Genomic DNA, 22,319 nt, shown 5'->3' on the forward strand with positions numbered 1-22,319 from the left:
GAAGGAGCGGATCGTGGTCGTCGGGCTGGTCATCGCGTGCGAGGTCGCGTTCTGGGTGCTGCTGGCCGCCGGGCTGGCCGTGCGCTATCTGCTGAAGTGGCGCCGCACGAGCGTGGCCCTGCTGCTGTGCGAGCCGCTCCTCGAGCTGGTCCTGTTCGCGGTGACGGCCGAGGACCTGAGGAACGGCGCGAAACCCAGCTGGGAGCACGGCCTGGCCGCCCTCTACATCGGCTACACCGTCGCCTACGGCCACTACACGATCCGCTGGCTGGACGGCCACGCCTCCCATCGCCTGGCCGGCGGCCCCCGCCCGCCCGGGCCACCCCGCTACGGCCTGCCCCGCGCCCGCCACGAGGCCGCCCTCTGGCTGCGCACCCTCCTCGCCGCGGCCATCGCCTGCGCCCTGCTGCAGGCGGCGATATGGTACGTCGGCCCCGGCGACACCTCGTCCCTGCGTGCTTTCCAGTGGGCGGCCCTGCGGGCCCTGGCCATCCACGGCCTGATCGCCCTGACGTACCTGCTCTGGCCGAAGAAACAGCCGCCCGCCCCGCGCAGGACCGTACCCTGACCGGGCGGTGAGTGAGGGAGAGGCGCATGGGTGAGGCGGAACGGGCCGGGGCCGTGCTGGTCGTGGACGACGACGCGGCCATCCGGCGCTCGCTGGAGCGCGGGCTCAGGCTGAGCGGATTCCGGGTCCGCACGGCGGAGGGCGGGCGCGAGGCGCTGGCGGTGATCCAGGAGACGCCCCCCGACGTGCTGGTCCTCGACGTGTCGATGCCCGGCATGAGCGGCATCGAGGTGTGCGAACGGCTCCGGGCCGACGGACTGGACCTGCCCGTGCTGATGCTCTCCGCGCTCGACGAGACCGCCGACCGCATCGCCGGGCTCCAGGCGGGCGGCGACGACTACCTGGTCAAGCCGTTCGCCCTGCAGGAACTGGTACTGCGCCTGCGCGCGCTGCTGCGCCGCCGGCCGCCCGCGGGGGAGGTGCTGCGGGTCGCAGGCCTGGTGATCGATCCGGGCGCCCGCACCGCCGAGCGCGACGGGCGGCCGCTGGAGCTGACCCGCCGCGAGTTCGAGCTGCTGGAGGTGCTGGCGCGCAACGCCGGGCTCGTCCTGACCCGCGACCAGCTGCTGGAGCGGGTGTGGGGCTACGACTTCGACGTCCGTACCGACGCCGTCGACACGTTCGTCAGCTATCTGCGCCGCAAGCTGGAGGCAGACGGGCAGCCCCGGCTCGTCCACACCGTGCGCGGCGTGGGCTTCGTCCTGAGGGAAGACCGGTGAGGCTCTCCACCCGCATCGGGCTCGCCGTCGGCCTCACCGTGCCGCTGCTCGTGCTGGCCTCCGGCTGGCTGCTGCTGCGGCTGGTCAACCACGACCTGCACCACGCCGAGGACCAGCACCTGCGCACCCGCGCCACCGCCATGGTCCCCGAGGCCCGCGCCCTGCTGCGGGCCAGCGTCAACGGCCGGCCCAAGGTCGCCGACACCCGCGAACGCCTGCTGTTCAGCGCCGCCCTCGACGTCGGCGTACGGATGATCGGCCCCGACGGCACCTTCAGCGGCGGCCCCCAGCCGGACGCCTCGGTGCCGTTGCCCGAGGGCACCACCGGACCGGTCACCGTCCGGGCCGCGGGGGAGAGCTGGCGGGCGCTGGCCCGGCCGATCAGCACCCCGCGCGGTTCGGGCACCCTCTGGGTCTTCTCGCCCAACGCCGCCGACCAGGCCCAACTCCGGCTCGTACGGCATCGGGTGGCCGTGACCACCCTGCTCGCCGTGCCGCTGTCCGGCCTGCTCGCCTGGGGCGTCGCCACCGGCGCGACCGGCCCGCTGCGCCGCCTCGGCCGCCGTACCGCCGGACTCGACCCGCGCACCAGCCCGGCCCGCCTCTCCGACCAGCCGAGCGGCGTCACCGAGGTCGACGAGCTGGCGGCGACCCTGCGCACCGTCCTCACCCGCTACGACGAGCAGGCGGCCCGCACCGCCGAGGCGCTGGACACCGCCCGCTCCTTCTCCTCCGCCGCCGCCCACGAACTGCGCACCCCGCTGATGAGCATGGGCACCAACCTCGACATCCTCGCCGCCCACCCCGACCTGCCCGAACCGGACCGCACGGAGGTCCTGGCCGACCTGCGCACCGAACACGCCCGGCTGCTGAACCTCCTGGTCATGCTGCGCGAGCTGGGCCGCGGCGACCTGGTGGAGGCGGAGGCCTTCCGCACCGTGGACGTGTCCGAGGCGGCCGACGCCTGCGTGGCCGAGGCCCGGCGCCGCGCCCCCGACGCCCGGATCGACCTCGCCGCGGAACCCGGGGCGACGGTGCACGGCTGGGAACCGGGCCTGCGCCTGCTCCTGGACAACCTGCTGGCCAACGCCCTGGCGCACGGGCGGGACGCGGCGGGCCGGGCGACGGTGACGGTCGGCGTGCGCAGGACCGGCGACGAGGTCGTCGTCACCGTCGACGACCAGGGCCCGGGGGTGCCTCCCGAGGCCCGCGCCCGGATCTTCGAGCGCTTCCAGCGCGGACCCGACAGCTCCGGTTCCGGGCTCGGCCTGACCCTCGTCGCCCAGCAGACGGCCCTGCACGGCGGGAGCGTCACGGTCGAGGACGGCCCCTCCGGCGGGGGCGCCCGCTTCGTCGTGCGCCTGCCGTCCACCGGCGGCCCGCTGCCCGCGCACCGCGGCTGGCTGATCGACACAGCCGGGACAAACCGGTCACAGAGTTTCCCCAAAGAGGCTCCCTAGCCTCCCCGGCAGGCGGACGGACGCAGGGGGCCGTCCGCGGAACGGAGGCTGAGATGTACGTACGACGACACCGGCGCACGCTCCTCGTGGGAGCGGCCGTGGCGACGATCCTGGCGGGCGGCACCGGGGCGGCGGTGGCCGAGAGCACCCCGGCGCCCGCGCCCACGGCCAAGTCGGCTCCGGCCGGGGACGGGGCGAAGGCCCTGTGCAAGCGGGCCCCGAAGATCGAGCACCGCATCGACCGGGCGCTCAAGCGCCTGAACGCGGGCGCCGACCGGCGCGGCTCGATCGCCCGGCTGCAGCAGCGCGTGGACAAGGCGAAGGCGGCAGGACACAGCGAGATCGCCACCTATCTCCAGGACAAGCTGACCTTCCGCAAGTCGCTGGTGACGACCCTGCAGCAGCGGCAGAAGGACCTGGCCGGCGTGCAGACCTGGTGCAAGGACAACAACGGCGGCGCGAGCTGATGCGCCCGAGGCTCGCGGCCGCCGCGGTCGTGCTCCTCGTGGGGCTGACCGCGGGCTGCGCGCACGACGGCGGCACGCCCCAGAAGGCGGCCGCCACCCCCTCCGGCTACTCGGAGATGCAACAGAAGGTGGCCGCGGCCGAGTCCGCCGTCGCACAGGCGGACAAGGACGCGGCCCAGGACCACTGAGAGGAGGGCCGGGCGGGGAGCGCCCGGACTCAGCGCTCCCCGCCCGGCGTCCACAGGACGTCGCCGACGTCCTTGTTGGCCGTGCGGGCCAGAATGCTGCATCTTCCGGGGGTGAGCCCCCGGACCCCCGGCCGGAGCGGCATGTTCGTCAGCGCTCCCCGCCCGGCGTCCACAGGACGTCGCCGACGTCCTTGTTGGCCGTGCGGGCCAGAATGCTGCATCTTCCGGGGGCGACCCCCGGACCCCCGGCCGGAGCGGCATGTTCGTCAGCGCTCCCCGCCCGGCGTCCACAGGACGTCGCCGACGTCCTTGTTGGCCGTGCGGGCCAGAATGCTGCATCTTCCGGGGGCGACCCCCGGACCCCCGGCCGGAGCGGCATGTTCGTCAGCGCTCCCCACCCGGCACCCACAGCACGTCCCCCACGTCCTTGTTGGCCGTGCGGGCCAGAATGAACAGCAGGTCCGACAGGCGGTTCAGATAGGTCGCGGTGAGCGGGTTCATCGCCTCGCCGTGCACCTCCAGCGCCGCCCACGTCGAGCGCTCGGCCCGGCGTACGACCGTGCAGGCCTGGTGCAGCAGGGCCGCCCCCGGCGTACCGCCCGGCAGGATGAAGGACCGCAGTTTCTCGAGCCGCTCGTTGAAGCGGTCACAGTCCGCCTCTAGTTTGTCGATGTAGAACTGCTCGACCCGCAGGGGCGGGAACTCGGGGTTCTCCACGACCGGGGTGGACAGGTCGGCCCCGACGTCGAACAGGTCGTTCTGGACCCGGGTGAGGACCTTGACGACCTCCTCCTCAAGGCCGCCCAGCGCGATCGCCGTACCGATCACCGCGTTCGCCTCGTTGGCGTCCGCGTACGCGGAGATCCGCAGATCGGTCTTGGCGACCCGGCTCATGTCACCGAGGTTGGTGGTGCCCTTGTCGCCGGTCTTCGTGTAGATGCGCGTCAGATTGACCATATGGCCAGCGTAATGACGCCCGGGCCGCCCGGAACCGACGTGTGCCGACCGTCACGGCGACAGCGGGGAGGCGGGCGCCGCCCCAGGGGTACCGGCAGCATCAGGCCGGACGGCAGCATCGACGGCATGGTCGCCGAATCTGATGGCCGGTCAGATCGCCCGGGTGCACACCGCCACCTCCGCCATCGCCGCTCAACTACGCCGTCCGAGGGGCCCCGTGACCCGCGTCGGTGTGATGTCCGTCAGATGAGACGTGACTCGCGTTACTAACCGGTCACACAGCTCCCCACGAGCGCTAAGGTCCGCCGGAGAGGCAACCTGAAAAGGGTGTAAGGCGTTTCAAAGGGGAGTCGCGAACGTGCCACGGAAGCTTGCCGTCATCGGTGCCGGCCTGATGGGTTCCGGTATCGCCCAGGTCTCCGCGCAGGCGGGCTGGGACGTCGTGCTGCGCGACGTCACCGACGAGGCACTGAACCGTGCCGTCGGCGGTATCCAGGCGTCCTACGACAAGTTCGTGAGCAAGGGGAAGCTGGAGGCGCACGACGCCGACGCCGCCCTGGCCCGGATCACCACGACCACCGACCTGGACGCCGTCGCCGACGCCGACGTCGTGGTCGAGGCCGTCTTCGAGAAGCTGGAGGTGAAGCACGAGATCTTCCGCGCGCTCGACAAGACCGTGCGCGAGGACGCCGTGCTCGCCTCGAACACCTCCGCCATCCCGATCACCAAGATCGCGGCGGCCACCGAACGCCCCGAGCGGGTGGTCGGCGTGCACTTCTTCTCACCGGTCCCGATGATGCAGCTCGTCGAACTGGTCCGCGGGTACAAGACGAGCGACGAGGCCCTCGCCACCGCGCGGGAGTTCGCCGAGTCCGTCGGCAAGACCTGCATCGTCGTCAACCGGGACGTCGCGGGGTTCGTCACCACCCGCCTCATCTCGGCGCTCGTCGTCGAGGCGACCAAGCTCTACGAGTCCGGCGTGGCGAGCGCCGAGGACATCGACCTCGCCTGCAAGCTGGGCTTCGGCCACGCGATGGGCCCGCTGGCCACGGCGGACCTGACCGGCGTCGACATCCTGTTGCACGCCACCAGCAACATCTACACCGAGTCGCAGGACGAGAAGTTCGCGCCGCCGGAGCTGATGCGCCGGATGGTTGACGCCGGTGACATCGGACGCAAGAGCGGGCAGGGCTTCTACTCGTACTGAAAACACCGGTACGTCCAGCCACTGAAACCGCACAAGCCCCAGGAGTCTCACTCCTGGGGGTGAATTCGGTATCGGTTCGCTTACAGACGGCAACCTGGTCGCCGCTGAAGCAGTCAGACGTGGCACAGCCACCGTCACGGAGTACGTCACCGCACTCACGGGGAGCGCATATGTACATCAGGGGCGACCACGCCGAGCTGGTCGTCGGGGGCCGCCTCGACGTCCGCAGCGCGGCGGACGCCCGTACGGTCCTGCACTCGGCCGTCGACGACGGAGTCGGCGACCTGGTGCTCGACCTGTCCGAACTGGACTCCTGGGACGCCACCGGGCTCGGGGTGATCATGGGCGTCCACCGACGGGCCGGCCGCTGCGGCCGGCGCCTGGTGCTGCGCGAGGTGCCGCCGCAGATGCAGCGTCTGCTGGTGGCCACCCGGCTGCACCGGATCCTGGCGATCGAGGGCGGCATCGGGGTCGAGTCCCTGCCCCGCGTCTGACCCCGGCGCAATCCTCATGAGACTGTGACGTCTCGGGCGGGTCGGTACCCCGGGCTGTCGGAGATACTGAGCGAAGGTTTAGGGTTCGGTCGCCCGCCACCCTGAGAACCCTCGAGCGGGCACCGGACCAGAAGCGACAGCGAGGTGTGCGGCAAGGCCGGGAGGGGCTGTATCGGCACACGAGCGCTTTTGGGGGGCTTGAACCTATGGACCCGAACAACCGGGGACCCGAGGAGTACGGCCATGACGGCGACGGCGACATGCCGCGCCCGCGCCCGCCCAGGGACTCCCTCACATCCGACTTCGGCCAGCACACGCCCGCGTTGGCCCGCACGGTACAGCTGGTCACCGGCGACCACCTGCTCACCGTCAACCCCGTCGACGGCAGCGAGATAGAGGCCTGCCCGCCCGGCGAGCGCCCGGGCCGGCCCGAGAAGCTCACCGCGGCCGAGCGCGTCGAGGCGGACCGCGCCGCCAGGGCGCCCGTCCCGCCGGGACCCAGCCGGCCCGCCCTGTCCCTCCTGGAGCGTCAGGACGACCGCGAACGCCTGGTCCGCCTCCTGGCCCGCGGCCGTTCCGTACGCCTCACCGGCCCGGCCGGCTCCGGCCGCAGCGCCCTGCTCGACCTGGTCGCCGAGGACTGCTCGGACCTCGCCCCCGACGGCGTCGTCCGCCTCAGCGGCTTCCACCGCGGCGCCGAGGACCTGCTGTACGACCTCTTCTACAGCGTCTACAACGCCCCCCTGCACCGCCCCGAGCGGGACGAACTGCTCGGATACGTCCGCGAGATCGGCGCCGTCGTCGTCCTGGACGACATCGAGTTCGGCGGTGCCGCGCTCGACGAGCTGATCGACGCGACGCCGGAATGCGCCTTCCTGATCGGCGCCACCCCCGACGTGCCGGCGCCGTCCGCCGACTCCCCCGTCGAGGAGGTCCTGCTCGGCGGCCTGGAGCGCGCGGGCGGAGTGGAGATCATCGAGCGTGCCGTCGGCCGGGTCCTCACCGAGGAGGAGGCCAACTGGGCCGGCGACCTCTGGTTCGAGTCGGAGGGCCTGCCCCTGCGGTTCGTCCAGGCCGGTGCGCTGCTGCGCCAGCGCGACCAGCAGCGGGCCGGCGCGTCCGCCGTCGACGAGTTCGGCGTCTTCGCCGACGCTCTGCCCGTCGACGCGCCGTTCGAGACGCCCTTCGGCGCCGAGGACGGCGACGAGATACCCCTGCCCTCGCTCGGCGAGGCCGCCGCGCCCGCGCCGTTGCTCGCCGCCCGGCTCAGCGACTCGGCCCGCGCCACCCTGCGGTTCGCCGTCGCGCTCGGCGGTGAGGTCCCGCACCAGGCCCATCTGCCCGCCCTCGTCGGCGACACCCACGCGGACGCCGCCCTCGGCGAACTGGCCTCCTGCGGCCTGGTCTCGGCCGTCGGCTCCCGCTACCGCCTCGCGGTCGGCGTACTGCAGCAACTGGAGGCCGCCGGGTACGGCGACGACGTCGAGGCCCGCGCGCTGACCGCCGCCCAGCACTACGCCTGGTGGGCCGGGCACCCCTCGGTCACCCCGGAACGCGTGTGCGCCGAGGCCGACGCCCTGCTCGCCGCCCTCACGCTCCTGGTGCCGGGCACGACCCCGCCCGCCGAGGGCGAGGAGGCGGTCACCGTCCAACTGGCCCGCACGGCCGCGCCCGCCTTCGCGGCGGGGCTGCACTGGACCGCCTGGGACCGGGCCCTGCGGGCCGGTGCCGAGGCCGCCCGGCTGGCCGGAGAGGTGGCCGAACAGGCCTACTTCCACCATGAGCTGGGCATCCTCGCGATCTGCTGCGGGGAGTTCGAACGGGCCCGCACCGAGCTGGAGACCTCCCTCGGACTGCGCGGCGCCACCTCCGACAAGCGCGGCACCGTCGCCGGCCGCCGCGCCCTCGCCCTGGTGGCCGACCGGACCGGCACCGCGCCGGGGTTCGTGCCGACCGCCGGCGAGGAGGTCCCGGACGCGCGGTACGAGGAGTCCCAGTCGCCGCCGGGCGGAGTGCCGGCCGCGTTCGGGGCGGCCCTGCCGGCGCTCCCGTCGAGCGGCGACACCGCGACGATCGTCGTCCACCGCGCGCCCCCGCCCGGTACGCCGCCCAAGGCCCACCGCGCCGGCATCCGCGGGCTCGCCCGGCGCAACCTGGTCGCGGCCGGCGCGGGCGCGCTGCTCGTGGCGGTGCTCGGCACGGTGGTGACGCTGGGCGCCACGTCCAACAACGACGCCACCAACCCCTCGAACAAGGTCGGCGTCAACCCGTCGGCCAGCGCGGGCGTGGACGACGGCTCCCTGGGCGCCGACAAGCCGAAGAACAGCAACGCCGGCGACACGGGCACGGCCACCAGCAGGCCGAGCAACCCGGGCGCCGGCGGCACGTACGGCACCTCGGGCGGCCCGACCGTGCCGTCCGGCGGCAAGACCCCGACGGACAACCCGAGCGGGACGAAGGGGTCGGGGGGCGGTCCGACGACCTCGCCCTCGCACTCGGCGACGTCGAAGCCGTCGTCGAGCCCGAGCAAGTCGTCTTCGCCGTCGACGTCACCGTCGCAGTCGGCTTCACCTTCCGCGTCGGCGTCGCAGTCCCCGTCGCCTGCCCCGCCGACCACCAGCAACTCGGCGAGCGGTCCGGCGTCATCGGCCCCGGCGGTGACGAGCAGCTCGGCGAGTGCGCCGACGCCCAGCAGCGACCGTTCCCCGAGCCGCTCCGCAGGCGCGGTGATCTGAGGCACCCACACCGAAGGGGGCCGGGTTCGTCACGACGAACCCGGCCCCCTCGGCCGTACCGGAGACCCCGCTCAGAACAGGCGCAGCTTGTCGTCCTCGATGCCCCTGAGCGCGTCGTAGTCCAGGACCGTGCAGCCGATGCCGCGGTCCGTCGCGAGCACACGGGCCTGCGGCTTGATCTCCTGGGCCGCGAAGATGCCGCGGACCGGGGCGAGATGGGGGTCGCGGTTCAACAGCTCCAGGTAGCGCGTGAGTTGCTCCACCCCGTCGATCTCGCCCCGCCGCTTGATCTCGATCGCGACGGTCTGTCCCTCGGCGTCACGGCAGAGGATGTCGACCGGGCCGATGGCCGTCATGTACTCGCGGCGGATGAGGGTGTACCCGTCGCCCAGGGTCTCGATGCGGTCGGCGAGCAGTTCCTGGAGGTGCGCTTCCACGCCGTCCTTGATCAGGCCCGGATCCACGCCCAGTTCGTGCGAGGAGTCGTGGAGGACCTCCTCCATGGTGATGATGAGCTTCTCGCCCGCCTTGTTGACGACCGTCCACACGCCCTCGTCGTCGCCCGTGCCCTCCTTGAGCGTGCAGGGCGGGGACATCCAGTTCAGGGGCTTGTACGCACGGTCGTCCGCGTGGATCGACACGCTGCCGTCCGCCTTCACCAGGATCAGGCGGGGCGCCGAGGGGAGATGGGCGGTGAGCCGGCCCGCGTAGTCGACGGAGCATCGGGCAATGACGAGACGCATGGTCGGCAACGCTACTCGACGGGCGAGGGTGCACGCGATTCGCCCCGTAAAACCACTGACCACCCTCGTTCAATTCTGGCTGATTGTGTGCCCAATGAGGTCGCCGCATGTACGCATTCTGCTGGTGCGGTCACCGTCGGTTGCCTACCGTAGGGAACGGGAGGTCGCGAGGCATGCACACAGCGTATCGGCGTCGTGAACTCCCTTATCTGTCCGGCAACCCCCGTCATCGCGGGGGTGCGAGAGGAGAACCCATGTCGCTCGACGTCTCACCGGCCCTACTCGAACAGGCCGAGCGAGGCGAGGTCGACGAAGCAGCTTTCGTCGACTGCGTCCGGACCTCCCTGCCCTACGCATGGGAGATGATCAGCTCCCTGGTGGCCCAGCTGAAGGTGGACGGTGGACAGTTCGCCGACAACCTGACGCCCCCGCCGGACGAGCAGGCACGCGGTCAGCTGCTGCGTGCGCTCGCGAGTGATGCGATACGCGGCGCCCTGCAGCGGCACTTCGGAGTGCGGCTGGCCTTCCAGAACTGCCACCGGGTGGCGGTGTTCCCGTTGGACTCGTCCGTGGACGAGACGCTGGCCCGCTTCACCTCGGTGCGCAGTCAACTGCTCAACCAGTCTCCGGAGCTTCGGGACTGCTGAGCGGCACGACGCAGGCTTGCCGCTCCGTACGCGGGAGGTGCAGTCAGTACCGGAGCGGCAAGCTCCGTGCCGGGCACGGAAGATGGGCCCCGTGCGTGATCAGCCGAGGTGGGGGAGGACCTCCGCGCCCAGCCGCCGTACGTTCTCCTCGGTGGCCGCGAGGTCGCCGGAGCCCTCGACCAGCAGGGCGAAGCGGGAGATGCCGGTCCGCTCGCTGGTGGCCGCGAGTCGGTCCGCGCACAACCTCGGGGTGCCCACCGGGTGCAGCCCGCAGAGCAGTTCGGTGTAGGCCAGCGGGTCGCGCATGCTGCGCTCCCGCCCGTCGACGGTGACATGGGCCTCCAGTCCCTGCTTCAGCCAGCCCGGCATCGCCTTCGTCAGGGCCTCGATCGCGTCCGTGCGCCGGTCCGCGATCTGGCAGATGCCCGCCGAGACATGGCGGGCGCCGAGCACCAGCTCGGGCGGATGCCCGGCCGCGCGCGCCGACTTCCGCCACAGCGCGACCATTTCGGCCTTCTCCTCGTCGCCCACGTGCATCCCGAGCAGCATCGGCAGCCCGCGCCCGGCCGCCAGCCGCACACTGGCCGGGGAGGTGCAGGCGACGACCACCTCCGGGCCCGGGGCGTCCGACAGGGACTCCGACGGCCGGGGGACCACGGGTACCTCACGGAAGGCGAACCGCTCGCCCGCCGCCCCGACCGAGGGTTCGCGCAGCCAACGCACCAGCAGATCGAGTGATTCCGGGAACCCCTTCTCGTACGCGGCGAGACCCGAGCCGAAGACCTCCAGGTCCACCCAGGGGCCGCCGCGCCCCACGCCCAGCGAGAAGCGGCCGCCGGAGGTGACGTGCAGCAGCGCGGCCTGCTCGCCGAGCGCCACCGGGTGGACGGTGGGCAGCACGCTGACCGCCGTGCCGACCCGGAGCCGGCTGGTGCGGCCCAGCAGCAACCCCGCCAGGGTGATCGCCGACGGGCAGGTCCCGTACGGGACGAAGTGGTGCTCGGCCAGCCAGACGGAGTCCAGACCGGCCTCCTCGGCGACCTCGGCCGAGCGGATCGCGCGGTGCAGCGCCTCCCCGTGACCCTGGCCCGGGAACTGGGCCGCCAACACGAATGTTCCTACACGCATTGCTTTTTCCTGCTTTCTTGGCTCCGACGCGGAGCTCCCCCGCCCGGCATAACCGCCTGACACGTGCCGAGGACACGGCCTGACGGAGAGATTTGCGGATTGTCTGCAGAATGGGCGGCCGCAGCGGGGCTTGCACGGGTTGGTCCTCTACGCGTACCCCTGTCCCGGGCCCGTAGGCTGGAGACGGCCCCTGCTTCCTGTATAGCCCCGTGAGGTGTCCCGTGTCCCCGCGTCGCAACCGACCCAAGGGAGCCGATCCGTCGTCCTCGTCCGGCCGCGGCGCCGAGGACGACCGGAGCGGCCGCTACGGCGGCTGGCAGTCGAGCGAGAGCTGGCAGGGCGAGGAGTGGAGCGTGCGGCATGTGGCGGGGGCGAGCGCGCAGGGCAAGACCTACCGCTGCCCGGGCTGCGACCAGTTGATCCCCTCGGGCGTCCCGCACGTGGTGGCGTGGCCGGAGCACTCGGGCGTCGACGACCGCAGGCACTGGCACAAGGCGTGCTGGAACGCGAAGGACCGCCGCACCACGCGGGTGCAGCGGTCCCGTAACGCGCCGAAGTTCTGAGAGCCGGCTACACGTCCCGCTGCTGCAGCAGCCACACCGCGCCGGCGAACGCGGCGGCGGTCACGCCCACGGCGATCCACAGGGGGTCCCAGCCGGTCGGGCCGCCCTGGGTGAGGGACCTGGCGTAGAAGACGCTCATCTGGCTCGGGATCGAGTAGTTGAGCAGGGCGTCGCGCAGCCAGTTCAGGGACGGCGAGAACATGAACAGGGCGAGCACCAGCGGGGCCAGCACCAGGCCGATCATGATGGTGATGGCGCCCGCGGAGTGCCGGATGACCGAGCCGAGGACCAGCGACAGCAGACCGAGCAGGGCGATGTACAGCGAGATGCCGAAGGTGCCCTTCAGCCACTCCTGGACGCTCGGGGACTTGGCGCCGCTGAGGATGGAGACGTCGGCGAGGGCGACGAGCAGCACGGACACGAAGGTGACCGTGAAGGCCACGGCGAAGAACACGATCGCCTTCGCCGCCAGCACGCGGCTGCGGGACGGGCAGGCCGTCATCGTCGTCCGGATCATCCCGGTGCCGTACTCGGACGCCGTGGTCAGCACGCCGAGCGTGATGATGCAGATGCTGCCGAGCAGCAGGCCGAAGACCCCGTAGGACAGCGGGTTGTCGTTCGCCATGCTCCCTTCCGAGGCGTTGGCCCGCACGAGCACGGCGACCAGCAGGCCGATCCCGATCACGAGAACCAGGAACACGCCGAGCGTCCACATCGTGGACCGCACCGATCTGATCTTCGTCCACTCCGAGGCGAGCGCGTGCCCGAGGTGCGTGCGCACCACCGGGATCGGCGAGGTGTAGCCGGCGTACGGCGAACCGAGCGCGGCGGCCTGCGGCATCGGGGGCTGCGGGGTGCTCATCGTGCGTCCTCGGGCTTGGTCAGGTCGGCGGGGGCGGCGGGCTGGGCGGGCGCTTCCGGCGCGGGCGGGGCGACGGCCGGCGGGCCGCTCTGCGGCGCCTGGGGGGCCGGCTGGGCGTACGGGTTGGGCCCGGCCGCCCCCGGCGCGCTCGGAGCGCCGTACGGGCTCACGGGGGGCTGCCCCGCGCCGCCGTGGGGACCCGGCATCGCGAAGGGTTGGCCGCCCTGCGCGGGCGGCGGCGGGGCGTACCAGCCGGGCTGGCCCTGGCCGGGTACCGGCATCGGAGGCTGGACGCCGGGCGGGAGGGGCTGCATCAGGCCCTCCTTCTGGTCGGTGGTCGAGCGGTAGTCGACCGCGCCCTGCGTCATCCGCATGTACGCCTCCTCCAGCGAGGCCTGATGCGGCGACAGCTCCCACAGCCGTACGTCGGTCTCGTGCGCGATGTCGCTGATGCGGGGGAGCGGCAGTCCCGTGATCCTGAGCGCGCCGTCCTGCTCGGGCAGCACGTGCCCGCCCGCCTCGGTCAGCGCGGACGTCAGCTTCTCCCGCAACTGCGGCTCGGTGTCCGGCGTCCGCACGCGCGCGAAGTCGGCGGAGTTGGCCGAGATGAAGTCCTTCACGCTCATGTCGGCGAGCAGTTGGCCGCGCCCGATGACGATGAGGTGGTCGGCGGTCAGCGCCATCTCGCTCATCAGGTGCGAGGAGACGAAGACCGTACGGCCCTCCGCCGCGAGCGCCTTCATCAGGTTGCGCACCCACAGGATGCCCTCGGGGTCGAGCCCGTTGACCGGCTCGTCGAACAGCAGCACCTGCGGGTCGCCGAGCAGCGCGGCCGCGATGCCGAGCCGCTGCCCCATGCCGAGCGAGAAGCCCTTGGACCGCCGCTTCGCCACGTCCTGGAGGCCGACCACGCCGAGCACCTCGTCGACCCGCCGGGCCGGGATGCCGGACAGCTGGGCCAGGCACAGCAGGTGGTTGCGGGCCGAGCGGCCGCCGTGCACGGCCTTGGCGTCGAGCAGCGCGCCCACCTGGCGGGGCGCGTTCGGCAGCTTGGGGTACGGGTAGCCGCCGATCGTCACCTGCCCCGCGGTGGGGTTGTCCAGCCCGAGGATCATCCGCATCGTCGTCGACTTGCCGGAGCCGTTGGGCCCCAGGAAGCCGGTGACGGCACCGGGCCGTACCTGGAACGAAAGGTTGTACACAGCGGTCTTGTCGCCGTACCGCTTGGTCAGGCCGACAGCCTCGATCATGCTCCGCACCCATCGAAAGGTTCAGGACAGCGGGGCACACGCCCCCCGTAAGGGTTAGGAGGATATCGAGGCGCTGACGGTTCCGCTCAAGAGGAGGTAAAAGACCGGCCGCGAAGAGGCCCGTACCTCCGGGGGAGACGGTACGGGCCTCTGGACGTGCTGGTGGTTACCGGGACTGCTGCGCCGGCACCCCGCGGGAGATCGGCTCGTCCTCGGCCGGCGAACCGGCGGCGGCCACCGCGGCACCCGTGAGCGTGGCGAGCATCTCGCGGACGTTCGTCAGCTGGGCGTTGATGGAGTCGCGGCGGTTGGTCAGCGCCGCGAGCTCGCGCTCGGACTCCGAACGGATGCGGTCGGCCTTGGCGTTGGCGTCGGCCACGATGTCCTCGGCCTGGCGCTGAGCGGTCTCCACCGTCTGGCGGGCGCGGCGCTCGGCGTCGGTGCGCAGCTTCTCGGCCTCCAGGCGCAGCTGCTCCGCGCGGTGCTCGATCTCCGCGAGACGCTTCTCCGCCTTCTGCTGACGCGAGGCCAGGTCGCGCTCGGACTGCTCGCGGCGCTTGGCCAGGTTGGTCTCGAAGTCGGCGGCGGCCTGGGCGGCCTTGGCACGGGTCTCCTCGAAGAGGGCGTCCGCCTCCTCGCGCTTCGACTGCGCGTCCTTCTGGGCCTCGGAACGCAGCTGCGAGGCGTCACTCTTGGCCTTCTCGACGATCCGGACGCCCTCGTCCTCCGCCTTGGCCTTGCGCTCCGCAGCGAACGACTCCGCGTCGTTGCGGACCTGCTGGGCCGCCGACTCGGCGAGCTCGCGGTGCTGCTCGGCCGCGCGCCGGGCCTCCTCGCGCAGATCCTTGGCCTCTTCCTCGGCGAGGCGGAGGATCTTCTCGACACGCGCGCCGAGGCCGGCGTACGACGGTTCCGCGTCGCTTACCTGCGCCTGTGCGTTCTGCGTCTCGAGGTGGAGCTCCTCGATGCGCTTTTCCAGAGCGGTGATGCGGGCGAGAGCACTGTCACGGTCGGAGACGAGCTTGGAGATGCGTTCGTCCACCTGAGCGCGGTCGTACCCACGCCGCACAAGCTCGAAGCCGTAGGGGGAAGTGTCGCTCATGGGGTTCCTGTCAAATGAGACCGGTGAGGTGATAGGGGGAATCCTAGGGGCCGAAGCGGTGTGTCATCGAGCGGATACGTGTTTGATCTGGAGAATGACACCCCTTTTGAGTGGCTGAGGCCAGGACGGCTTGCCAGAAACCAGGTCAAAGGCCCCAACCGGTACCGGATTTCCACCCGTCGACCAGGTGTCCGACTAGCCCTCCGACGGCTTACCCGAACGAGGGGCGCCCACCGTCGCGCCCGCCTTGACGCCGCCGTCCTTGCCCGCCGACGGAGCCTCGAAGGACTCCAAGGCCTCGAGCACGTCCTGGACACGGGAGATCTCGGCGTTGATGTCCTCGCGCCGCCGCACCAGGACCTCCAGCTCGCGCTTGCCCTCCTCGACCGTGCGCCGGGCCTCGCGGATCGCCTCGGCCTTGAGCTCCTCGGCCTCCTTGATGAGCGCCGCCTTCTTCTGCTCGGCCTCCTTCAGCAACCCCTCGGCCTTCTTCACGGCCGCGATCCGCACCTTGCCCGCCTCGGAGTTGGCTTCCGAGACCAGCTCCTTGGCCTTCGCCTGCGCCTTGCCCAGCTGCTCCTCGGCGGCCTTGATGAGCGCGTCGCAGCGGTCGCCCGCCGCCTTCATCGTCTCGGCCGACTCGCGGCGGGCCCGCTCGTGCAGCGCCTCGATCTCACCCGTGATGCGGTCGCGCAGCTCCTCCGCGCGTTCACGGATCTGCGTGGCGTCCCGGCGGGCGCCGACGAGCAGCTCGTCCGCGTCCGTACGGGCCTTCTCCACGCGCGCGTTGCCCTCGAGCGTGGCCTGGGACACCAGTCGGTCGGCCTCGGTGCGGGCCGCGCCCACCATGGCGTCGGCCTGCGCCTCCGCCTCCGCGGTGGTCTGGTGCGCCTGCTGTTGTGCCTCGGTGAGCAGCTTGTCGGCCTCCGCCGCGGTCTCCGTGATGAGCGTGTCGACCTGCTCGGCCACGTCCTGACGCCGTTTGGCCGCGTCCTTGCGGGCCTCGTCCAGCGTCCGTTCGGCCTCCTCGCGCGCCGCGTTGACCAGCCGCTCGGCCTCCGCCGCCGCCTCCGCGGCGACCCGCTCCGACTCGCCGCGCACCCGCTCGGCGTGCTGCTGCGCCGCCCCGACGGTGTCCGCGGCCTCGGCGCGCAGGCGCTCGGCGTCCCCGGTGGCGTCCGAGATCAGCCGCTCGGCCTTGGCGACCGCCTCGGCCCGCACCCGCTCGGCCTCGGCGACCGTGTCGGCGCGGAGCTGATCGGTGTCGCGGATCGTCTCCGTGGTCAGCCGCTCGGCCTCGCTGCGCGCCTCGGTGATGAGGGCGTCGGCCTGCGCCGCCGCGTCCGACCGGATGCGGTTGGCGTCCTCCCGGGCCTCCGCCCGGGTGCGCGCGGCGGCCTGGTCGGCCTCGGCAAGGGCGTCCGAGGCCTCCGTACGCACGCGTTGGGCGTACTCGGCCGTCTCCGAACGCAGTTGCTCCGCCTCCGCGATCGCCTCCGAGACGGTGCGCTCGGCGAGCGCCTTGGCGGCGTCCGTCTCCGTGGCCGCCTCGCGCCGGATGCGCCCGGCGTCCTCACTGGCCCGCTCCCGCTCGGCGTAGGCGTCGGCGCGGACCCGGTCCGCCTCCTCCTGCGCCTCGCGCCGGGTGCGGTCCGCCGCGTGCTCGGCGGCGCTGCGCAGCCCGGTGATCTCCTCCTGGGCCTGCTCGTGCAGCCCGGCCACCGATTCCCGTACCTGCTGGGCGTGCTGATCGGCGGCCGACACCATCTCGGTCGCGCGCCGGTCGGCCTCCTCGACGAGGCGGACGGCCTCGGCCTGCGCCTCCTCGACCCGCTTGCGGGCGGAGGCCAGCAGTTCCTCGCTCTGCTCGCGGGCCCGCTCGCGCTCCTGCCCGGCCTCGGAGCGCGCGGCACCGAGGGTGTCCTCGGCCTCGCGCCGACGCCGGTTGGCCTCCTCCTGCGCGGCGGCCAGCGTCTCCGACGCCTCCGCGCCCAGCCGCTCGGCGGCGGCCAGCGCCTCCGCCCGTACCCGGTCGGCGGTGTCCTGCGCCTCCGACTTCAGCCGCTCCGCCTCGGCCGCGGCCTCCGACCTCAGACGTACGGCGACGGCCTCGCCCTCGGCCCGCGAGGCGGACGCGTCCGAGGCGGCCTCGTCCCGCAGCCGGTCGGCCTCCGCCTCGGCCTGCTGCTGGAGCGTACGGATGCGCTCGGCGGCCTCGGCGCGCAGCCGGTCCGTCTCCTCGCCGGCCTCGCGACGGATGCGGGAGGCCTCCTCGCGGGCCTCGGTCAGCGCCTGCTCGGCGGTGGCGAGGCGCTCCTCGGCCTCCGTGTGCAGCCGCGTCAGTTCCTCGGCGGCCTCCGCCCGGCGAGCCTCAATCGCCCGCTCGGTCTCCTCGCGCAGCTCACTCGCGGCCCGCTCGGCGTCCGCCTTGATGCCCTCGGCCTGCTCGACGACCTCCTCGCGGTGCCGTTCCGCCTCCTGGCGGGTGCGCTGCAGGGTCTCCTCGGCCTGCCGGCGCAGGGTGGTCGCCCGCTCGATGGCCTCGGTGCGGACCTTCTCGCTGTCGGTCGTCGCCTTCTGGCGCAGCTCGTCCGCGTCCTGCTTGGCCTTCGCCAGCAGTTCCTCGGCGGTCTTGGCCGCCTCCTCGATCTGCTGGACGGCCTCCTTGCGGGCCTCCGCGCGGATCTTCTCGCCCTCGGCGACCGCCTCCGAGCGCAGCTGCTCCGCCTCGCCGCGCAGCCGGCGGGCCTCCTCCTGCAGCTCGACCGTCTTGGCGCGGTACTCCTTGGTGTCGTCCTTGGCCGCGCCCTTGAGCTGCTCGGAGATGTCGTGCGCCTCGGCACGCAGCCGGTCCGCCTCCGCCTCGGCCTCGGACCGGATCCGCTCGGCCTCCTCGGCGGCGGCCTTGGTGGTCTTCCGCGCGTCCTCCTGTGCCCGGTTGAGGACGTCCTCGGCGGTCTTGGCCGCCTTCGACAGCTGGGTCGCGCTCTCCTCGGCGGTGAGCGTACGAGCCTTCTCGGACGCCTCCGCGACGATCCGCTCGGCCTCCGCGCGGGCGTCCGCGACGACCTGCTCGGCGTCCTCCTTGGTGGCCTCGGCCTCCTTGGTGGCCTCGCTGACCAGCCGGGCGACCTGCTCCTTCGCCGTCCGCGTGCGCTGCTCGTTGGCCGACTCGGCGCTCGCCAGGGCCTTCTCGGCCTGCGCGGTGGCCTCGGTGACCAGCTTGTCGGCCTCGGCCTGCGCCTTGCGCAACGCCTCCTCGGCCTGCGCCATCCGCTGCTCGGCGGCCCGGCTCAGCTCCTGCGCCTGGCGGCGGGCGCTGTCCGACTCGGTGGCGGTGGAGGTACGCAGCTGCTCGGCGTGGTCGGTGGCCTCCTGGGCCTGCGTGGAGGCCGCGTTCAGCAGCCGCTCGGCGTCCGCGCGGGCCCGGCGCAGGATCTGCTCGGCCTCCGCGCGGGCCGCCTCGGCGTCGCCCTGCAGGCGCTCCCGCGCCTCCCGGGTCAGCCGCTCGGCCTCCGCGCGGGCGGCCGCCAGGGCCTGCTCGGCCTCGGCACGGGACTCCTCCAGCAGCCGGCGCGCCTGCGACTCCGTCCGGGCCCGCAGCTGCTCGGCCCACGCCACGTTCTCGTTGACGTGCGACTCGACGGTCTGCCGGCGCTCCGACAGCTCCTGGTCGAGCTGCTGGCGTCGGGTGACCGCCTCCTGGTGCAACTCGGCCTGCAGCCGCGCGGCCTGCTCGGCGTGCTCCTGAAGGATGCGCTGGGTCTGCGCCCGGGCCTGGCTGAGCTCCCGCTCGGCGTCCTGGCGCAGCTGGTCGGCCTGGATCTGGGCGTTGCGCAGCAACTGCTCGGCCTGGTAGCCGATGTCGCCGCCGCCGAAGTCGGGTCGGGACATGATGGTGCGACGCGCCTCGTGCAGCTTGGCGCGCAGCACCTCGACCTGGTAGCCGAGGTCCTCGGCGTGCTGGATCGCCTTCTCCCGCTCGGTCTTCAGCCGATCCATCTCGGCCTCGAACCGAGAGAGGTGGTCGACGTCAGCCGCCGGCTCTCGCTCCTGGCGTTCGTAGCCCCGCACTGCGCGGTCCCATCCGTCCCCTGGTCGCAGGTCTGCCCATACGAGCTCCGTCCTCCGCCGAACGGGGCCCCCGGGGAATGGTGTCAGATCAACGGCGGAGCATGGGCTGCTGCCCCGACGCTCGTCCCCCGAAACCCGGACCCCGGCGTGCGGTCACCCGTGTTGTGGCGGCGACCGCCCCCAACCCTACCGGCCCCTATGTACGGGGGTCAGTGCTCAGGTGACTCAACAGGCGCCGAAGTGACCAGTTCTGTCAGTACGCCGTGGCAGTCCTTGGGGTGCAGGAACGTGATCCGTGACCCCATGGAGCCGCGTCGCGGCTCTTCGTACAGTACGCGTACCCCCTTGTCCTTGATGTCGGCCGCGTCCGCGTCCACGTCGGCCGTACCGAAAGCGATGTGGTGGACGCCCTCGCCGTTCTTGTCGAGCCACTTCGCGACGGTCGAGTCCGGCCGCGTCGGCTCCAGAAGTTGCAGGTAGGAGGCTCCGCCGTCCGAGGTCTCGTTGATCTTGAGCATGGCCTCGCGGACGCCCTGCTCCTCGTTGACCTCGGTGTGGAACACCTCGAAGCCGTACGTGGCCCGGTAGAACTCCACGGTCCTGTCCAGGTCGAAGCAGGCGATCCCGATGTGGTCGATTCGCGTCAGCATGGAATTCAGTGCAGCGCCCCGGCGATGGTTACGCAACGTGCGCGCGATCACACCGACGGCCGGGTGACGGCACGGAGTGCCACTCAGTACATTCGAAGTAAACCCTCGTTCACTCCTCGGCAGTGCAGCCGGTAAGGGGATCGCAGCTCATGTCTGGATCGAACAGCACGACCTCGGTGATCGTCGCGGGCGCCCGTACGCCCATGGGACGGTTGCTGGGCTCGCTGAAGTCCTTCTCCGGAGCCGACCTCGGTGGCTTCGCGATCAAGGCCGCCCTCGACCGTGCGGGGATCGGTGGCGACCAGGTGCAGTACGTCATCATGGGCCAGGTGCTCCAGGCCGGGGCAGGGCAGATCCCGGCACGCCAGGCCGCCGTCAAGGCCGGCATCCCGATGAACGTGCCGGCGCTCACCGTCAACAAGGTGTGTCTGTCCGGCCTCGACGCCATCGCGCTCGCCGACCAGCTGATCCGCGCCGGCGAGTTCGACGTGGTCGTCGCCGGCGGCCAGGAGTCCATGACCAACGCCCCCCACCTGCTGCCGAAGTCCCGCGAGGGCTTCAAGTACGGTGCGATCGAGATGCTCGACGCCATGGCCCACGACGGCCTGACCGACCCCTGGGAGAACATCCCGATGGGCCAGTCGACCGAGAAGCACAACACCCGCCTCGGCATCCAGCGCCCCGAGCAGGACGAGATCGCCGCCCTGTCCCACCAGCGCGCCGCCGCCGCCCAGAAGAACGGCATCTTCGAGGCCGAGATCACCCCGGTCGAGATCCCGCAGCGCAAGGGCGAGCCGGTCGTCTTCAGCAAGGACGAGGGCATCCGCGCCGACACCACCGCCGAGTCCCTCGGCAAGCTGCGCCCCGCCTTCGCCAAGGACGGCACCATCACCGCCGGCACCTCCTCGCAGATCTCGGACGGTGCGGCGGCCGTGGTCGTGATGAGCAAGGCCAAGGCGCAGGAGCTGGGCCTGGAGTGGATCGCCGAGATCGGCGCCCACGGCAACGTCGCCGGCCCCGACAACAGCCTGCAGTCCCAGCCGTCCAACGCGATCCTGCACGCCCTGAAGAAGGAGGGCCTGGAGGTCGGGGACCTGGACCTCATCGAGATCAACGAGGCCTTCGCGGCCGTCGCGGTCCAGTCAATGAAGGACCTCGGCGTGTCCACGGAAAAGGTGAACGTGAACGGCGGAGCCATCGCTCTCGGCCACCCCATCGGCATGTCCGGCGCCCGGCTCGTCCTGCACCTGGCCCTGGAGCTCAAGCGCCGGGGCGGCGGGATCGGCGCGGCCGCGCTGTGCGGCGGCGGCGGTCAGGGTGACGCGCTGATCGTCCGGGTACCCAAGGCCTGAGACCCTCCCTCGTAGTACCTCTGAGAACGGAGCTGTGATGCAGGACGTCTCCACACTCGTCGCCCAGGCGAGGGAGGGCCGGCCGCGGGCCGTGGCCCGGCTGATCTCCCTGGTGGAGGGGGCGTCCCCGCAGCTGCGGGAGGTCATGGAGACCCTGGCCCCGCTGACGGGCAACGCGTACGTGGTCGGCCTGACCGGCTCGCCCGGCGTGGGCAAGTCGACCTCCACGTCCGCGCTCGTCACCGCGTACCGCAAGCAGGGCAGGCGGGTCGGCGTCCTGGCCGTCGACCCGTCGTCCCCGTTCTCCGGCGGTGCCCTGCTCGGCGACCGCGTCCGGATGTCGGAGCACGCCTCCGACCCCGGCGTCTACATCCGCTCCATGGCCACCCGAGGCCACCTCGGCGGCCTCGCCTGGGCCGCCCCGCAGGCCATCCGCGTGCTCGACGCGGCGGGCTGCGACGTGATCCTGGTCGAGACGGTCGGCGTCGGCCAGTCGGAGGTGGAGATCGCCTCCCAGGCCGACACCTCCGTCGTCCTCCTCGCCCCCGGCATGGGCGACGGCATCCAGGCGGCGAAGGCCGGAATCCTCGAGATCGGCGACGTGTACGTCGTCAACAAGGCCGACCGGGACGGGGCCGACGCCACCGCCCGCGAGCTCAACCACATGCTGGGCCTCGGCGAGTCCCGCGGCCCCGGCGACTGGCGCCCGCCGATCGTCAAGACGGTCGCCGCCCGCGCGGAGGGCGTCGACGAGGTGGTGGAAGCCCTGGAGAAGCACCGCGCGTGGATGGACGAACACGGCGTCCTCGCCGAGCGCCGGCTCGCCCGCGCCGCCCGCGAGGTGGAGACCATCGCGGTGACGACCCTGCGCGAGCGCATCGGCGACCTGCACGGCGACCGCCGGCTCAGCGCCCTGGCGGAACGGATCGTGGGCGGCGAACTGGACCCCTACCGCGCCGCGGACGAACTGGTGGCGGGCCTGACGCAGAGCTGACGCCCGCCGCCACCGCATGGCAACTCCCGCTGCCCCCTGATACGTTGACAGACATGTTCCTCCTCTTGGCATAGGGCCGCCCCGGCCCGCGACGACCGTGAACGCACGGTCCGCGCGGGCGACAAGGCGACCCCTGTTCGGCCTCGAGTCGAGGAACCT

The 22,319-nt window shown here is 72.4% G+C and carries 20 protein-coding genes and 1 pseudogene; 12 read left to right on the forward strand and 9 right to left on the reverse strand.

Annotation, left to right across the window (positions count from 1 at the left end; all coding sequences use genetic code 11):
- The first annotated feature begins 13 nt into the window (after positions 1–13).
- The 5 genes from ACIRVK_RS02210 to ACIRVK_RS02230 are packed head-to-tail and all read left to right on the forward strand — an operon-like array spanning position 14 to position 3,402.
- Positions 14–568 (forward strand): hypothetical protein, encoded by a 555-nt coding sequence (locus ACIRVK_RS02210; protein WP_404243012.1) that lies wholly within the window; start codon positions 14–16, stop codon positions 566–568.
- Between the two features lie 26 nt (positions 569–594).
- Positions 595–1,287 carry a response regulator transcription factor gene (locus tag ACIRVK_RS02215; RefSeq protein ID WP_404243014.1) on the forward strand — a complete coding sequence of 231 codons (693 nt, stop codon included), beginning with the start codon at positions 595–597 and terminating at the stop codon, positions 1,285–1,287.
- Entirely contained in the window at positions 1,284–2,747 is a 1,464-nt protein-coding gene (locus tag ACIRVK_RS02220) for a sensor histidine kinase (protein WP_404243016.1), read from the forward strand. Before ACIRVK_RS02215 ends, ACIRVK_RS02220 begins: the two co-directional genes overlap by 4 nt.
- 53 nt (positions 2,748–2,800) lie before the next feature.
- A complete protein-coding gene (locus tag ACIRVK_RS02225; RefSeq protein ID WP_404243018.1) occupies positions 2,801–3,214 on the forward strand; it encodes a hypothetical protein in 414 nt (137 codons plus the stop codon).
- On the forward strand, positions 3,214–3,402 hold the full coding sequence (locus ACIRVK_RS02230; RefSeq protein WP_404243019.1) for a hypothetical protein: 189 nt from the start codon (positions 3,214–3,216) through the stop codon (positions 3,400–3,402). Before ACIRVK_RS02225 ends, ACIRVK_RS02230 begins: the two co-directional genes overlap by 1 nt.
- A 148-nt stretch (positions 3,403–3,550) precedes the next feature.
- Here ACIRVK_RS02230 and ACIRVK_RS02235 read toward each other — a convergent pair.
- Positions 3,551–3,616, reverse strand: a pseudogene (locus tag ACIRVK_RS02235) (cob(I)yrinic acid a c-diamide adenosyltransferase); the annotation flags it as partial.
- Positions 3,617–3,786: 170 nt separating this feature from the next.
- A complete protein-coding gene (locus tag ACIRVK_RS02240) occupies positions 3,787–4,359 on the reverse strand; it encodes a cob(I)yrinic acid a,c-diamide adenosyltransferase (protein WP_404243021.1) in 573 nt (190 codons plus the stop codon).
- 358 nt (positions 4,360–4,717) lie between these two features.
- Between ACIRVK_RS02240 and ACIRVK_RS02245 the strand changes: the two genes are divergently transcribed.
- From ACIRVK_RS02245 to ACIRVK_RS02255, 3 genes are all read left to right on the forward strand, one after another.
- Positions 4,718–5,566, forward strand: a complete 849-nt coding sequence (locus ACIRVK_RS02245; protein WP_404243023.1) for a 3-hydroxyacyl-CoA dehydrogenase family protein — start codon at positions 4,718–4,720, stop codon at positions 5,564–5,566.
- 170 nt (positions 5,567–5,736) lie between these two features.
- Positions 5,737–6,060, forward strand: a complete 324-nt coding sequence (locus ACIRVK_RS02250; RefSeq protein WP_133044688.1) for an STAS domain-containing protein — start codon at positions 5,737–5,739, stop codon at positions 6,058–6,060.
- A 206-nt stretch (positions 6,061–6,266) separates the two neighbouring features.
- Positions 6,267–8,795, forward strand: coding sequence for an ATP-binding protein (locus tag ACIRVK_RS02255; protein ID WP_404243026.1), 2,529 nt, complete (start codon positions 6,267–6,269; stop codon positions 8,793–8,795).
- Between the two features lie 71 nt (positions 8,796–8,866).
- Here the strand turns inward: ACIRVK_RS02255 and nucS are convergent, their stop codons facing one another.
- Positions 8,867–9,538: an endonuclease NucS gene (nucS, locus tag ACIRVK_RS02260; protein ID WP_404243028.1), complete on the reverse strand. Its 672-nt coding sequence runs from the start codon at positions 9,536–9,538 to the stop codon at positions 8,867–8,869.
- A 254-nt stretch (positions 9,539–9,792) separates the two neighbouring features.
- Here nucS and ACIRVK_RS02265 point away from each other — a divergent pair, with 254 nt between their 5' ends.
- On the forward strand, positions 9,793–10,185 hold the full coding sequence (locus tag ACIRVK_RS02265) for an SCO5389 family protein (protein WP_404243030.1): 393 nt from the start codon (positions 9,793–9,795) through the stop codon (positions 10,183–10,185).
- A 99-nt stretch (positions 10,186–10,284) separates the two neighbouring features.
- On the opposite strand, the gene ACIRVK_RS02270 is transcribed toward ACIRVK_RS02265, so the two are convergent.
- Positions 10,285–11,313 carry an LLM class flavin-dependent oxidoreductase gene (locus ACIRVK_RS02270; protein WP_404243032.1) on the reverse strand — a complete coding sequence of 343 codons (1,029 nt, stop codon included), beginning with the start codon at positions 11,311–11,313 and terminating at the stop codon, positions 10,285–10,287.
- Positions 11,314–11,534: 221 nt separating this feature from the next.
- Here ACIRVK_RS02270 and ACIRVK_RS02275 point away from each other — a divergent pair, with 221 nt between their 5' ends.
- Positions 11,535–11,876 carry an ATP/GTP-binding protein gene (locus ACIRVK_RS02275; RefSeq protein ID WP_404243034.1) on the forward strand — a complete coding sequence of 114 codons (342 nt, stop codon included), beginning with the start codon at positions 11,535–11,537 and terminating at the stop codon, positions 11,874–11,876.
- A 7-nt stretch (positions 11,877–11,883) separates the two neighbouring features.
- Here the strand turns inward: ACIRVK_RS02275 and ACIRVK_RS02280 are convergent, their stop codons facing one another.
- From ACIRVK_RS02280 to mce, 5 genes are all read right to left on the reverse strand, one after another.
- Positions 11,884–12,738: an ABC transporter permease gene (locus tag ACIRVK_RS02280; RefSeq protein WP_404243035.1), complete on the reverse strand. Its 855-nt coding sequence runs from the start codon at positions 12,736–12,738 to the stop codon at positions 11,884–11,886.
- A complete protein-coding gene (locus tag ACIRVK_RS02285; RefSeq protein ID WP_404243037.1) occupies positions 12,735–13,988 on the reverse strand; it encodes an ABC transporter ATP-binding protein in 1,254 nt (417 codons plus the stop codon). Before ACIRVK_RS02285 ends, ACIRVK_RS02280 begins: the two co-directional genes overlap by 4 nt.
- Before the next feature lie 166 nt (positions 13,989–14,154).
- Entirely contained in the window at positions 14,155–15,090 is a 936-nt protein-coding gene (locus ACIRVK_RS02290) for a cellulose-binding protein (RefSeq protein WP_133044698.1), read from the reverse strand.
- Positions 15,091–15,285: 195 nt separating this feature from the next.
- A complete protein-coding gene (gene scy, locus ACIRVK_RS02295; protein ID WP_404243039.1) occupies positions 15,286–19,164 on the reverse strand; it encodes a polarized growth protein Scy in 3,879 nt (1,292 codons plus the stop codon).
- 209 nt (positions 19,165–19,373) lie between these two features.
- Entirely contained in the window at positions 19,374–19,814 is a 441-nt protein-coding gene (gene mce, locus ACIRVK_RS02300; protein ID WP_404243041.1) for a methylmalonyl-CoA epimerase, read from the reverse strand.
- Positions 19,815–19,963: 149 nt separating this feature from the next.
- Here mce and ACIRVK_RS02305 point away from each other — a divergent pair, with 149 nt between their 5' ends.
- Both ACIRVK_RS02305 and meaB read left to right on the forward strand, forming a co-directional pair.
- Positions 19,964–21,166, forward strand: coding sequence for an acetyl-CoA C-acetyltransferase (locus ACIRVK_RS02305; protein ID WP_404243043.1), 1,203 nt, complete (start codon positions 19,964–19,966; stop codon positions 21,164–21,166).
- 37 nt (positions 21,167–21,203) lie between these two features.
- On the forward strand, positions 21,204–22,160 hold the full coding sequence (meaB, locus tag ACIRVK_RS02310) for a methylmalonyl Co-A mutase-associated GTPase MeaB (protein WP_404243045.1): 957 nt from the start codon (positions 21,204–21,206) through the stop codon (positions 22,158–22,160).
- Positions 22,161–22,319 lie beyond the last annotated feature (159 nt).

Origin of the sequence: Streptomyces sp. NPDC101152 (assembly GCF_044768275.1) — a bacterium.
In the GTDB taxonomy this organism is placed as follows: domain Bacteria; phylum Actinomycetota; class Actinomycetes; order Streptomycetales; family Streptomycetaceae; genus Streptomyces.